Annotated in this window: 15 protein-coding genes; 12 read left to right on the forward strand and 3 right to left on the reverse strand. The window is 64.2% G+C overall.

Going from position 1 to position 13,543, the window contains the following annotated elements:
- The first annotated feature begins 2 nt into the window (after nucleotides 1-2).
- From iolD to EB230_RS02605, 12 genes are all read left to right on the forward strand, one after another.
- Nucleotides 3-1,853: a 3D-(3,5/4)-trihydroxycyclohexane-1,2-dione acylhydrolase (decyclizing) gene (gene iolD, locus EB230_RS02550; RefSeq protein ID WP_056568820.1), complete on the forward strand. Its 1,851-nt coding sequence runs from the start codon at nucleotides 3-5 to the stop codon at nucleotides 1,851-1,853.
- A 101-nt stretch (nucleotides 1,854-1,954) separates the two neighbouring features.
- Complete coding sequence (gene iolE, locus EB230_RS02555) at nucleotides 1,955-2,872, forward strand: myo-inosose-2 dehydratase (RefSeq protein ID WP_056568816.1); 918 nt, start codon at nucleotides 1,955-1,957, stop codon at nucleotides 2,870-2,872.
- 43 nt (nucleotides 2,873-2,915) lie between these two features.
- Complete coding sequence (locus EB230_RS02560; RefSeq protein WP_172371223.1) at nucleotides 2,916-3,125, forward strand: DUF3329 domain-containing protein; 210 nt, start codon at nucleotides 2,916-2,918, stop codon at nucleotides 3,123-3,125.
- Between the two features lie 322 nt (nucleotides 3,126-3,447).
- Nucleotides 3,448-4,260, forward strand: coding sequence for a 5-deoxy-glucuronate isomerase (gene iolB / locus EB230_RS02565; RefSeq protein ID WP_056568809.1), 813 nt, complete (start codon nucleotides 3,448-3,450; stop codon nucleotides 4,258-4,260).
- Between the two features lie 153 nt (nucleotides 4,261-4,413).
- Entirely contained in the window at nucleotides 4,414-5,121 is a 708-nt protein-coding gene (locus EB230_RS02570) for a DUF1045 domain-containing protein (protein ID WP_172371224.1), read from the forward strand.
- A gap of 36 nt (nucleotides 5,122-5,157) precedes the next feature.
- Entirely contained in the window at nucleotides 5,158-6,297 is a 1,140-nt protein-coding gene (locus tag EB230_RS02575) for an alpha-D-ribose 1-methylphosphonate 5-triphosphate diphosphatase (RefSeq protein ID WP_056568804.1), read from the forward strand.
- Complete coding sequence (phnN, locus tag EB230_RS02580) at nucleotides 6,294-6,923, forward strand: phosphonate metabolism protein/1,5-bisphosphokinase (PRPP-forming) PhnN (RefSeq protein WP_172371225.1); 630 nt, start codon at nucleotides 6,294-6,296, stop codon at nucleotides 6,921-6,923. Before EB230_RS02575 ends, phnN begins: the two co-directional genes overlap by 4 nt.
- A gap of 190 nt (nucleotides 6,924-7,113) precedes the next feature.
- Nucleotides 7,114-7,869, forward strand: a complete 756-nt coding sequence (locus tag EB230_RS02585; RefSeq protein ID WP_172371227.1) for a COG4280 domain-containing protein — start codon at nucleotides 7,114-7,116, stop codon at nucleotides 7,867-7,869.
- Nucleotides 7,866-8,081, forward strand: a complete 216-nt coding sequence (locus EB230_RS02590; protein WP_056568795.1) for a hypothetical protein — start codon at nucleotides 7,866-7,868, stop codon at nucleotides 8,079-8,081. Before EB230_RS02585 ends, EB230_RS02590 begins: the two co-directional genes overlap by 4 nt.
- A 335-nt stretch (nucleotides 8,082-8,416) precedes the next feature.
- Nucleotides 8,417-9,226 carry a transporter substrate-binding domain-containing protein gene (locus EB230_RS02595; protein WP_056568793.1) on the forward strand — a complete coding sequence of 270 codons (810 nt, stop codon included), beginning with the start codon at nucleotides 8,417-8,419 and terminating at the stop codon, nucleotides 9,224-9,226.
- Between the two features lie 65 nt (nucleotides 9,227-9,291).
- On the forward strand, nucleotides 9,292-9,957 hold the full coding sequence (locus EB230_RS02600; RefSeq protein ID WP_056568790.1) for an amino acid ABC transporter permease: 666 nt from the start codon (nucleotides 9,292-9,294) through the stop codon (nucleotides 9,955-9,957).
- 3 nt (nucleotides 9,958-9,960) lie between these two features.
- On the forward strand, nucleotides 9,961-10,653 hold the full coding sequence (locus tag EB230_RS02605) for an amino acid ABC transporter permease (RefSeq protein WP_056568786.1): 693 nt from the start codon (nucleotides 9,961-9,963) through the stop codon (nucleotides 10,651-10,653).
- A gap of 9 nt (nucleotides 10,654-10,662) precedes the next feature.
- Here the strand turns inward: EB230_RS02605 and EB230_RS02610 are convergent, their stop codons facing one another.
- The 3 genes from EB230_RS02610 to EB230_RS02620 are packed head-to-tail and all read right to left on the reverse strand — an operon-like array spanning nucleotide 10,663 to nucleotide 13,540.
- Nucleotides 10,663-11,544 (reverse strand): SMP-30/gluconolactonase/LRE family protein, encoded by an 882-nt coding sequence (locus EB230_RS02610; protein WP_056568783.1) that lies wholly within the window; start codon nucleotides 11,542-11,544, stop codon nucleotides 10,663-10,665.
- A 2-nt stretch (nucleotides 11,545-11,546) separates the two neighbouring features.
- A complete protein-coding gene (locus tag EB230_RS02615) occupies nucleotides 11,547-12,515 on the reverse strand; it encodes an ABC transporter permease (RefSeq protein WP_172371229.1) in 969 nt (322 codons plus the stop codon).
- Entirely contained in the window at nucleotides 12,512-13,540 is a 1,029-nt protein-coding gene (locus tag EB230_RS02620; RefSeq protein WP_172371231.1) for an ABC transporter permease, read from the reverse strand. The genes EB230_RS02615 and EB230_RS02620 overlap by 4 nt, the downstream gene beginning before the upstream one ends.
- Between the last annotated feature and the right edge of the window lie 3 nt (nucleotides 13,541-13,543).

Here is a 13,543-nt window from a genome sequence, read left to right on the forward strand (position 1 = left end):
CAATGAGCAAGACAATCCGCCTGACGATGGCGCAGGCGCTGACCCGCTTCCTGTCCCGCCAGATGACGGAGATCGACGGCAAAAAAGTGCCGATCTTCGGCGGCGTCTGGGCGATCTTCGGCCACGGGAATGTCGCCGGCATCGGCGAGGCGCTCTACCAGGTGCGCAACGAATTGCCGACCTTTCGCGCCCACAACGAACAGGCGATGGCGCATGCGGCGATCGCCTACGCCAAGGCCAATTTCCGCCGCCGCTTCATGGCCGCGACCTCGTCGATCGGCCCCGGCGCGCTCAACATGGTCACGGCCGCGGCGCTTGCCCATGTAAACCGGTTGCCCGTCCTGTTTTTGCCCGGCGACGTCTTTGCCAATCGCATCCCCGACCCGGTGCTGCAGCAGGCCGAGGATTTTTCCGATGGTACGGCAACGGTCAATGACTGTTTCCGCCCGGTGTCGCGCTATTTCGACCGCATCACCCGGCCTGAGCAGATCATCCCGGCACTCAGCCGTGCCATGCAGGTGCTGACCGATCCGGCCGATTGCGGACCGGTGACGCTGTCGCTTTGCCAGGATGTACAGGCCGAGGCCTATGAGTATCCCGAGAGCTTCTTTGCCGAGCGGGTCTGGCACCCGCGCCGGCCGCGCCCGGATCGCCACGAGCTTGCCGCCGCTGTCGCAGCACTCAAGGGCGCGAAGAAGCCGCTGGTGATCGCCGGCGGCGGCGTGCTGTATTCGCAGGCCTCGAAAGAACTGGCGACATTCGCCGAGGGCGCCGGCATTCCGGTCTGTGAGACGCAAGGCGGCAAGTCCTCGCTGCCGGACGATCATCCGCTCAACATGGCGGCGGTCGGCGTCACCGGCACTTCGGCGGCCAACCGGCTCGCGGAAGAGGCAGATGTGGTGATCGCCATCGGCACGCGCCTGCAGGATTTCACCACCGGCTCGTGGGCGCTGTTCAAGAATTCCGGCAAGACCATCATCGGGCTGAACGTCCAGCCTTTCGATGCCGGCAAGCACCGGGCGCTGCCGCTGGTCGCCGACGCGGCCGAGGGGCTTGCTGAACTCGGTGCCGCGCTGAAGGGGTGGAAGGCGCCTGCCGCCTGGACCGACAATGCTGCCACCGGCAAGAAGGAATGGCAGGCCGAAGCGGCCAAGGTGACGGCGTCGACCAATGCCGCTTTCCCGTCCGACGCACAGGTGATCGGCGCCGTGCAGCGGGCCATGGGCTCAGGCGTCACCTTGCTGCATGCCGCCGGCGGTCTGCCGGGCGAGTTGCACAAGCTTTGGCAGGCCGGCGCGCCGGGCTCCTACCACGCCGAATACGGCTTCTCGACCATGGGTTACGAGATTGCCGGCGGGCTCGGCACCAAGATGGCCAAGCCCGGCGAAGAGGTCGTCGTCATGATCGGCGACGGCTCCTACCTGATGCTGAATTCCGAGATCGCCACCTCGGTGATGCTTGGTTTGAAGCTGACCATCGTGCTGCTCGACAACCGTGGCTATGGCTGCATCAACCGGCTGCAGATGGCGACAGGCGGCGCCAACTTCAACAATCTCCTGAAGGACGCGCGCCACGAGATCCTGCCCGACATCGACTTCGCCGCGCATGCGGCGAGCATGGGCGCGATATCAGAGAAAGTACCCTCGATCGCCGGGCTCGAAAATGCGCTGCAGAAGGCCAAGAAGAACGACCGCACCACCGTTGTGGTCATCGACACCGATCCGCTGGTCTCCACCGATGCCGGCGGCCATTGGTGGGATGTGGCGGTGCCGGAAGTCTCGGCGCGGTCGCAGGTCAACGCGGCGCGCAAGGCCTATGACGAGAAGCGCCAGATGCAGAGCGTCGGCGATTGATGCTAACTCCCTTCTCCCTATACGGGGAGAAGGTGCCGGCAGGCGGACGAGGGGCGGCGCCAGCGGCCAAACAATGAACTGTTCCAATCTGGAGTGACGACTTGAAAGCCAAACTGGGCATGTCCCCCATCGCGTGGTGGAACGACGATCTTGCGGAACTGAGCGATGACGTGTCGCTGGAGGAGTGCCTGCGCCAGTCGCGTTCGGCCGGCTTCACCGGCATGGAAATGGGCCGGCGTTTTCCCAACGACCCCGCCGTCATGCTGCCGATCCTGAAGGCAGCCGACGTGACGCTGTGCGGCGGCTGGTTTTCCGGAACGCTGGTCGATGAGGAGATGGGCAAGAACAAGGACCGCATCCAGCCGATGATCGACCTGTTCAAGGCGGTCAATGCGCCTTGCATCGTCTATGGCGAGGTCGGCCGCTCGATCCAGGGCGACCGCTCGAAGCCGCTGGCCACCAAGCCGAAACTCACCGGTGACGAAATGAAGGTCTATGGCAGGCGCCTGACCGAGTTCGGCGAATGGTGCGCCGAGCAAGGCATGCCGCTTTCCTATCACCACCACATGGCGGCGGTGGTCGAGACCGAGCCGGAACTCGATGCCTTCATGCGCCATTCCGGCGAAGGCATCCCGCTGCTGCTCGATGCCGGACATCTGGCCTTTGCCGGCGGCGACGTGCTGCGCGCCATCGACAACCACCATAAGCGCATCAGCCATGTCCATGTGAAGGATGTGCGCATGGACGTGATCGACAAGCTCGACCGCACGAAACAGTCCTTCCTCGACGCAGTGGCTCTCGGCGCCTTCACCGTGCCGGGCGACGGCTCGCTCGATTTCGGCGCCATCGTGCAGCGCTTCGCCGACCATGGCTATGAGGGCTGGTTCGTGGTCGAGGCCGAGCAGGACCCGAAAAAGAACCCGCCGCTCAAGATGGCGCAGGTCGGCCACAAGGAGTTGATGCGGGTGATGACGGCCGCCGGCTACACGGTGGAGACCCAGGGTTTTCCGAATGCCTGACGCGATGGGTTCACGACGAGGCAGGTTGCTGTAGATTGGCCCGATGAAAGATTCCGAACACCCGCTCTTCCGGCCCCTGTGGCGGCGTGTCGCCGTCGTCGCGGTCTGCGTCATCTGGTCGATCATCGAGTTCGCCACCGGCACGCCGTTCTGGGGCGTCATCGCGCTCGGCTTCGCCGGCTATGGCGTCTGGCAGTTTTTTTATCTGTACAAGCCGATCGAAGATAAGCCTCCGGTCAAGCCGACGGAGTAGAACGGTCCATGGCGCGGGCGTTTTGCGTATCGGATTCTGTGTGCATGACATCGCGTACGTTGGCGATTGGCTGGAACGCTCCTCACTTCGTCATCCTAGGGCGTGGCAAGGAGCGTAGCGACGCAGCGCAGACCCTAGGATCCATGCCATGACGTTGAATGTGGTGTGACGGTGCAGAATTCCGTTCCGTCGCGCTTTTGGGCCGAGGTAACGGCATGGATCCTAGGGTCTTCGCGACGGAGCTTCGCTCCTGCTGCGCCCTAGGATGACGAAGTTGAGAGGCTTCGGCCAATCTCGAAGATTTGCGATAGGAGAGACAAAAATGTCGAAGCTGCTCGTGAAGGCCGACAAGGGCCATGGCCGCGTCGCTCATGTAACGCCGAAAAGCGCTGGCTGGACCTATGTCGGTTTCGACCTGCACCGGCTGCGGCCCGGCGAAAACGCGTCGGGAAAAACTGAAGACCGTGAAGTCTGCCTGGTGTTCATCACCGGCAAGGGCAAGGCGAAAGCCGGCGGCAAGGATCTTGGCCTGCTCGGGGGACGCATGTCGCCCTTCGAAGGCAAGCCGTGGTCGGTCTATATTCCCGAGGGATCGGACTGGTCGGTAACGGCCGATACCGAGCTGGAACTCGCGGTGTGCTCGGCGCCCGGTCTTGGCGGCGGCCTGCCGGTTCGGGTGATCGGACCCGACGATCTCGGCCAGGAAGTGCGCGGCAAGGGCACCAACACGCGCTACGTCACCAACATCCTGCCGGAAGGCAAGCCGGCGGACTCGCTGCTGGTGGTCGAGGTCATCACGCCCGGCGGCCACACGTCGAGCTACCCGCCACACAAGCATGACCAGGACAATCTGCCTGATGAATCCTATCTCGAGGAAACCTACTATCACCGTCTCAACCCGCCGCAGGGTTTTGCCTTCCAGCGCGTCTACACCGACGCCGACAAGAACGGCCATCGCGCGCTGGACGAAGCCATGGCGATCGAGGATGGCGACGTCGTGCTGGTGCCCAAGGGTTATCATCCCTGCGCCGCCTGCCATGGCTACGATCTGTACTATCTCAACGTCATGGCCGGACCGAAGCGGACGTGGAAATTCCACAATGCCCCCGAGCACGAATGGTTGATGAAGGCCTGATCGTTCCGGTCGCGCCGGCTGAAGTTGTTGGTCCAGTTTGAAAAAATCGTCGGCTAAGGACCGCCTGGCGCGATTTGCCTTCGAAAACCCTTCAAAGCTTCGTCAATCCGTCATGGAAATCACCTATGGCAACGGATCTGACGAGGACTTCCCATGCGTTATGCCATCTATTTCACCCCCCGGCAGGACGAACCGCTGGCGCGGATCGCCGCCAATTGGCTGGGCCGCGACCCGTTCGGCGCGGCGACAAGGCCGGTCGAGGCCGTGGCCGATCTGGCGGCGGCGGAAGTTGCCTTCCACACAGCTTCGGCCCGCCGCTATGGCTTCCACGCGACGCTGAAAGCCCCCTTCCGCCTAGCCGCCAACGAGACGGAAACGTCGCTGCGCGCGGGGCTCGACCATTTTGCCGAGGCGACGCCTGTCGTGACGATACCGCGTCTCGTCGTCAGCCAGATCGACAGCTTCTTCGCGCTGGTGCCTGAAGGACCGTTGCCTTCGCTCAACCGTTTCGCCGACGAGGTCGTGCGCGACTTCGACCGCTTTCGCGCGCCACTGACAGAGGCCGAAATCGAGCGGCGCAGCCCCGATTCGCTGAAGCCGGCCGAGTTCCGCAATCTCTGCCAGTGGGGCTACCCCTATGTCTTCGAGACCTTTCGCTTCCATATGACGCTGTCGGGTCGGGTCGGGCCACAGGAAAGCCCCCGTCTTCGCCTGGCAATCGACAGCCTGTTCGCCGAAGTGCTGCAACAACCTGTGCTGGTGGACGCGCTGACGCTGTTTGTCGAAACCGAACCCGGGGCGCCTTTCATGGTGCTTTCCCAGCACGCGCTGGGACGCCGACCGGCCAGAAAAATCGCCTGAACAAGCCCTGCCCCAGATGATCAAGGACTGCCCGAAATGACCGCCGAGACCGTTCTTTCCAACGCCCGTATCGTGCTAGCCGACGAGATCGTCGAGGGGTCGCTGGTGCTGCGCGACGGCTTCATCGCCGGCATCGATGCCGGCGCTGCCCGCACCGGCGACGACATGGGCGGCGACTATGTCATTCCGGGGCTGGTCGAACTGCACACCGACCATCTCGAGGGCCATTACGCACCACGGCCGAAGGTACGCTGGAACCCGATCGCGGCGGTGCTTGCCCATGACGCGCAGGTGGCGACGGCCGGCATCACCACCGTGCTCGACGCCTTGCGCGTCGGCATGGACGAGGACGCCGATCTTACCTTGGCCGATATCCGCAAGCTCGCCGATGCAATCGAGGACAGCGTCGCGCGGGATCGTCTGCGCGCCGATCATTTCCTGCATCTGCGCTGCGAGGTTTCGGCGCCCGACTGCCTGCAGGCCTTCGCCAATTTCGATAAGGACGACCGGGTCAAGTTGGCGTCGCTGATGGACCATGCGCCCGGCCAGCGTCAGTTCGTCAATCTCGAAACCTATGCCTACTACTACCAGCGCAAGCTGAAGCTGACCGACCGCGACTTCAAATTGTTCTGCGAGAAGCGGATGGCGGAATCGGCGCGCTATTCGGCGCCGAACCGCGCGGTGATCGCCGCTGCCTGCCAGGAGCGCGGCATCGTGCTCGCCAGCCATGACGACGCCACGTCGAGCCATGTCGACGAGGCGATCGAGCAAGGTGTGCGCGTTGCCGAGTTCCCGACCACCGAGGAAGCGGCGCGCGCCTCGAAGGCCGCGGGCCTGGGCGTGCTGATGGGCGCGCCCAACGTCATGCGCGGCGCTTCGCATTCGGGCAATGTCTCGGCGCGCACGCTGGCCAGCGACGGCCTGCTCGACATCCTGTCATCCGACTATATTCCGTTCAGCCTGATCCAGTCGGCCTTCTTCCTCGGCGACATGGTCGAAGGCATTTCGCTGCCGCAGGCGGTCGCCATGGTTTCGAAGAACCCGGCGGAAGCCGTTGGCCTCACCGACCGCGGCGTCATCGAACAGGGCCGCCGCGCCGACCTGGTGCGCGTGCGTGTCGATGACCATGTTCCGGTCGTGCGCACCGTCTGGCGGCAGGGACGCCGGGTCGCATGATGGTGTCGGCCTTGATCGAACGTGAATTGTCCGCCGAGACGTTTCCGATCCGCCACGGCGTCTTTGTCGCCGTCGTGGGGCCAAGCGGCGCCGGCAAGGACACGGTGATCGGCTACGCCCGCACGCTCTTTGCCGACGAGAGCCGGCTGGAGTTCGTCCGCCGCGTCATCACCAGGCCGAGCGATGTCGCGAGCGAGGATCACGACACGCTGGCCGACGCGGCCTTTGTCGAGGCCGAGGCCGACGGCGCCTTCGCCATCTCGTGGGAAGCGCATGGCTTGCGCTATGGCCTGCCTGCCGATGTCGACTGGTCGGTCGCCAATGGTCATGTCGCGGTCGCCAATGTGTCGCGCGCGATCATCCCCACCTTGCGCGAGCGCTATGCCAATCTGGCCATTGTCGAGATCACCGCCTCGCCTGATGTGCTGGCCGAGCGGCTGGCGATGCGCGGCCGCGAGTCGCGTGGCGAAGTGCTGGCGCGGCTGGCGCGCAGCGCCAACGTCACCCTGTCCGGACCCGGCGTCACCTCGATCGACAACAGTGGCCAACGCGAGGTTGCCGGCGAACGTTTCGCCGAGCTGCTGCGCAAGGCGATGGCCTTCTCCGACATGTCGGGTATGATCTGATCCAACCGCGCATCCCGCAGCCGCGGTGTGCGGCCTCGATTGTCCTGAAGCGCCGCCCATTGGCGTTCACTTGCTTTCCCGCGGCTCCCGGAGCGCTATGTGGTGCGGACCATATATGTGATTCCGGGCCTCCCTTCCCGGGATTCCGCCCGGAAGCTTCGGGCCGGACGAGACAGGACAGGAAGCCTTGATGCAGACGCTGACACCCATGCTCTCGACGGTCACGGCGGCATTTCTCGCCTCCTTCGTCGAGGTCGTCGAAGCCTTTACCATCGTGCTTGCGGTCGGCGTGACGCGCGGCTGGCGCCCGGCATTGACCGGTGCCGCCCTGGCGCTGGCGGTGCTGGCGGCCCTGGTGCTGGCGTTCGGACCGCTGCTGGCGCTGGTGCCGATCACCACACTGCAGTTCGTCGTCGGCGTCCTGCTCATCCTGTTCGGTATGCGCTGGCTAAGAAAGGCCATCCTGCGCAGCGTCGGCGTCATCGCCCTGCATGACGAGGCGGCGGCCTTCTCCAAGGAGACGGCCGCTCTGCACCAGCAGGCCAACGACCGCCGTGCCGACTACCTCGCCGGACTGGCCTCGTTCAAGGCGGTGCTGCTGGAGGGCGTCGAGGTGGTGTTCATCGTCATTGCCGTCGGCGCGGCGCACGGGCAGACGCTGTATGCCAGCCTGGGCGCGCTGGCGGCATTCATCCTTGTCATGCTAATCGGTCTGGCGGTCCACAAGCCGCTGGCGCGTGTGCCGGAGAATGCGTTGAAATTCGTGGTCGGGCTGATGCTGACCAGCTTCGGTATCTTCTGGACCGGCGAGGGCATCGGCGCCGACTGGCCGGGCGCCGATCTCGCCCTGCTCGCCATCTTCGCCATCGTCGCGCTGGCGTCCTTTGCCATGGTGCGCTGGCTGCGCATGACCTATCCCGCGGCCGCTGGAGGGCTCGCCCGATGAATGCCATTCGTCTTGTCGCCAGTGAATTCTTCGGCATGTTCGTCGATGACGGCAATCTGGCGCTGCTGGCGCTGGTGCTGGTGGCCGCCGTCGTGGCGGCGGTGAAGCTGCTGGCATTGCCGCCGCTCATCGGCGGCGCGCTGCTGCTGGTCGGCTGCCTTGCCATTCTGTTGCAAAGCGTTCGCCGCGCGGCACGCCAGACCGGTCGATAGCGGCAACGACCATGCGGCTCGATGCCTTGCAGGCATCAGCCGCGCTCATGATTCAGATGATCGTTAGCCATGCCGAAGAGGCGCGCCGCGAGAGGCCCGTTTCTGCCAGCACTTGCGGTTATCAAGGCGATAGAAAAGAGCTGCCTGAACACTCATGGACAGGCGGGTAATATTATAATAGCATACCATTATAACTCGCAGAGGAAACGCTGCGTCCCCGGTTTGCAAGGGATGTCGGCGAGCGAGATCGATCTGTTTCAAATCCTCGGGCGGCGAGTGCGCCCCGCCCGAACGATATCGACGCAAGGCGCCAGAAAAATGCATGGGAGGAAAACATGCGGACTTTCCTGAGAGGGGCCGGTGCCTTGCTGGCCGGCATCGTGCTGGCGATTGCGGCGCTGTTGCCATCGATCGCTTCGGCGCAGTCGGTCGAGGATATTATCGCGCGCGGCAAACTGGTCGTCGCCATCGACACCACGACGCCGCCCTACGGCTTTCTCGACGCCAATCTGAAGCCAACCGGCTTCGACGTCGAGGTCGCCAACAAGATGGGCGAGGCGCTCGGCGTGCCGGTCGAATTCGTCACCGTCACTTCGCCCGGCCGCATCCCGGCCTTGCTGACCAAGCAGGTCGACGCGGTGATCTCGATCTTCTCGATCACCCCGGCGCGCGCCATCCAGATCGACTATTCGATCCCCTATGCCGGCCAGTCGGCGGTGGTGATCGCTCCGAAAAGCACCAGTATCAAGGGTGTCGCCGACCTGGTCGGCAAGAAGGTCGGCCTGACGCGCGGCACCGGCGAGGACGGGTTGCTGACCAAGGCCGCCGAAGCCAATCCCGGCATCGAGATCCTGCGATTCGACGACTATTCCTCGCTGCTGCAAGCGATGGTGTCGGGCCAGATCGATGCCATGGGCGGTGGCGACTATGGCGAGATCTATCTGAAGAAGGCGCAGAATGGTGACGCCTTCGAGCAGAAATACGTGCTGAAGACCTTCTACTTCGGCATCGGCGTCGCCAAGGGCAACGACAATCTGCGGCAGTGGATCAACACCTGGCTGTTCACCATGAAGACCGACGGCACGCTGGATGCGCTGTCGATGAAGTACCGCAACCAACCACTGCCGGTACTGCCGGTTTTCTGATTTACACATCCGCAGTCGGGCGGGGCCAAGCCAGCCCCGCTTCCTCGACCTCGTGACGGGATGCCATGCAAACCGCCCTGCAATTCGGCCCGATCCTCATCCATCTCGACTTGTTGCTGCGCGGCCTGGAAAAAACCATCCAGCTGGCGGCACTGTCGATCCTGTTCGGCACCGCCATCGGCGTGCTCGGTGCCGTCGGCCGCAGCTTCGGGCCGCGTTTGGTGTCGTGGGTCATCGCTGCCTATGTCGAACTGATCCGCAACACACCGCTTCTGATCCAGCTCTATTTCGTCTTCTTCTCGCTGCCACTGTTCGGCTTCAAGCTGTCGAGCAACACGGCCGCCGTCGTCGCGCTGTCGATCCATCTCGGCGCCTACGCCACCGAGATACTGCGCGCCGGCATCGAAGCCATCCCGGAAGGGCAGATCGAGGCGGCCAAGTCGCTCGGCCTCAGCCGCTACCGCATCATCCGCCATGTCGTGCTGGTGCCGGCGGCGCGAGCGGTCTACCCGTCGCTTTCGGCGCAGTTCATCCTGCAGATCATGGGGACGTCGATCGTCGGCGCGATCGCGGCGGAGGAACTGACGGCGGTCGCCAACAACCTTGTCATGCAGACCTTCAGGAGCTTCGAGGTCTACATCATCATCGCCATCATCTATTTCGTGCTGGTGCAGGTCGCCAGCCTGCTCTTCGCCGGCATCGGCAAGCTCGTGTTCCGCTGGAAGGTCTGAACCATGAGCCTGCGCGATTTCGGCCCCAACGAACTGATGTTCCTGCTCTTGGCGACACGCTGGACAATCCTTCTGGCGCTGATCGCCTTTGCCGGCGGCGGCCTGATCGGTCTCGTGGTCGCCGCGATCCGGGTGGCGCCGGCGCGGCCGCTGCGCTGGCTGGCCGCCGGCTACATCCAGTTCTTCATGGGCACGCCGATCCTGATCCAGCTGTTCATGGCCTATTACGGGTCATCCTTCCTCGGCTACAGGCCAGATCCGTGGGCGGCTGCCGCGGTGACGTTCTCGCTCAACGGCGGCGCCTTCTTCGGCGAGATCTTCCGCGGCGCCATCGAGGCTATACCCAAGGGACAATGGGAGGCCGCGACGGCACTCGGCTTCCGTTTTGTCAGGACGCTGCGGCTGGTGGTCATTCCCCAGGCAATACGGCTGATGCTGCCGCCGACGGTCGGCTTCATGGTGCAGATCGTCAAGACCACGTCGATCGCCTCGCTGATCGGGCTGACCGAGCTCGCCCGCGCCGCCACGCAGGTCAACACCGTGACTTTCCAGCCGGTATTGGTGTTCGGCACGGTATCGATCATCTACTTCGCGCTGTGCTGGCCACTATCGCTGTACGCCAGCTATCTCGAGCGTCGTTTCGCTACCGGAATGACACGGAAGGCCGAGACACCGCTGGTGATGTCGGCGGCTTGAACGTGGACGTCAGCCCTTGAAGGCCGGCAGTGTCAGGCCCTTGACGCCGACGTCGAGCGCGAACAATCCGCCCGGGTTCTTCTGGCCGATGAAGTGGCTGTCGGGACGCTTCAGCACGGCCGAGGTGACATAGAGGATGTCGAGGTCCTTGCCGCCGAACTCGCAGCAGGTCGGCAGGTCGGTCGGCAGCAGCACCGTCTGCATCAGCCGACCGTCGGGGTCGTAGCGGCAGATCTTGCTGGTCACCGGAATGGTCACCCAGTAGCAGCCGTCGGCGTCGACCGTGGCGCCGTCGGCGACGCCGCCGGTCACCGTCATGTCTATGAAGGTGCGGCGGTTCTCGATATCGCCGGTGGCGGGATCGAAATCATAGGCCCATACCGCGCCGGCATGGCTGTCGGAGAAATACATGGTCTTCGAATCCGGGCTCCAGGCAAGCCCGTTGGAGCAGCCGATGCCATCGATCATCTTGTGCACGGAGAGGTCTGGATCGAGCCGGTAGAGTGCACCGATGAATTCGATCGGCTGGCCCGGCACCTCGAACATCGAGCCCGACCAGAAGCGGCCCTGGCGGTCCGGCTTGCCGTCATTGAAGCGGGTCTTCGGCATATGGGATTCCGGATCGACGATCGCCTCGAACCTGCCGGTCACAGGGTCGAAGAAATGAAAACCGTCGGTCATGGTCAGCACGAGGCCGCCCTTTTCGCGCAGGCCGAGGCAGCCGAGATATTCCGGTGTCTCGAAGGTCTCGTCCTTGCCGGTCGACGGATCGTAGCGATGGATCAGCTTCTTCCAGATGTCGATCCACCACAGCACGCCGGCCTGGGGGTCCCAGAGCGTCCCTTCGCCGAGCTCGGCCCTGGCGTCGACGACACAAGAAATTTCGACCATGGTCAGCCCTCTTTTCTGCGCAGCCTGCCGCCAAGCCCGGCGAAGGTTTCGCTGCCGATCGACACGGTAAGCAGGATCACCGCGCCGTAGACGACAAGCAGCGCGCCGCTCGACAGGTTCAGCGCCGGCAGCAGCCCGGTGAGGATGGTGAGCACCATGGCGCCGGCGACAGTGCCGAGATAGTGGCCGCTGCCCCCGAGGATCGAGGCGCCGCCGATGGCGACCGCGGCTATGGAGGTGAACAGATAGGCGTCACCCATGCCGAGATAGGCCTGGCCGGAATAACCGGTCAAAAGCATGCCGGCGAAGGCGGCGGTGAGGCCTGATATGACATAGGTGAGGATGGTGGTGCGCGCCGTCGGCACGCCGGAGAATTCCGCGACCGTGGCGCTGGTGCCCAAGGCATAGAGATGACGGCCGAACGCCGCCTTGGAGAGCAGCAGCGTTGCAACCAGCGTCAATGCCAGCCAGATCAATGCAATGACCGGAAAGCCGCCGATGCGGCCGACCGAGAGGAACTGGATCAGGGATGGTGCCGAGGGCGTCGGCGAGCCGCCGGTCAACACCAGGATCAGGCCTTGCAGGATGACGTTGGTGGCCAGCGTCATGATGATCGGCGGCACGCCGAACTGGGCGACGCCGAGGCCGTTTATCAAGCCGATGAACGCGCCGCCGCCAAGCAGTAGCGGCATCACCCAGACCAGCGGCAGGTCCTGGCCGCCGCATAGCAGCGCCATGATGATGGCGGCCGAGTTGAGCACCCAGGGTACCGACAGGTCGATGCCGCCGCCGATGATGACGAAGGTCTGGCCGAGCGCGACGATGCCGACGAAGGCGGCAAGCACGACAGTCGAGCGCATGTTGGAGATCGACAGGAAGCCCGGCGAAAACAGCGCCGTGACCAGGAGCAGCACGACCATGCCGGCATAGGCGAGCACGATGAGGCGGTTACGGGCAAGGAAGGCGCTCATTGGACGCGGCTCCTCGCGGCTTTTTCGGCGACGGAACTGGCGAGCACCGAGAGCAGCAGGATGACGCCCGACGCGACCGGCTGCCAGTAGCTCGACACATGCAGGACGAAGACCAGATTGCCGATCAGGGTCAGCACGAAGGCGCCGATCAGCGTGCCGGCAAGATGGCCACGACCGCCAAACAGGCTGACACCGCCGATGACGGCCGCCGCCACCGAGGGCAGGATATAGTCCTTGCCGATGGTCGGCGAGCCGGCGCCGGTCTGCGTCACCAGGAACAGCGCCGCGCCGGCCGCGAACAGGCCCGACAGCCCATAGGTGACGAGGTTGACCCTTGTGATCGAGACGCCGGACAAGAAGGCCGATTTCTCGTTGGAGCCGGTCGCCTGGATGGCGATGCCGACGCGCGTGGAGCGAAACCACCACCAGAACACGAGCAGCGCCAGCAGCATCCAGACAGGGCTGGTCAGGCCGATGAGCTGTGCGGACGCGAAGCCGACCCACCACGAGGGAATGCTGCCGCCATCGGTCGGCAGGATGATCATGGCAATGCCGTTGAGGATCGACCAGGTGGCAAGCGTCACCAGGAAGGGCTGCAGCCTGAGCAGCGAGATCAGCAGGCCGTTGAGCGCGCCGATGACGAAGCCGAGCGCCAGGATGATCAGTGTCCAAAGTGCCGTGGTCGACGGATCGTCGGTGAAGCGCGTTGCCGCGATCACCGTGCCAAGGCTGATCATGCCGCCGATCGACAGATCGATGCCACCACGCACCAGCACGATGGTCTGGCCGGTGGCCGCCAGCATCAGCGTCATTGCCGCCGCCGTGTCGAGGTTGAGCTCATCGAGCGAAAAGACACCGGACTGGAGGCTGCCGTAGATACCGATGATCAAGGCCAGCATCAGGCAGGCGACAAGGAAAGGCGCGCGGTCGAGCAGCCGGCCGCGCCAGTCGATGCATGGCTTGGCAGGTTTGATTTCGGCTGGCCTTTGCGCCATCTCCATGGGCTGCTCCGCGGACATCACCATGCC

It is taken from the genome of Mesorhizobium sp. NZP2234, assembly GCF_013170765.1.
In the GTDB taxonomy this organism is placed as follows: Bacteria; Pseudomonadota; Alphaproteobacteria; order Rhizobiales; family Rhizobiaceae; genus Mesorhizobium; species Mesorhizobium loti_D.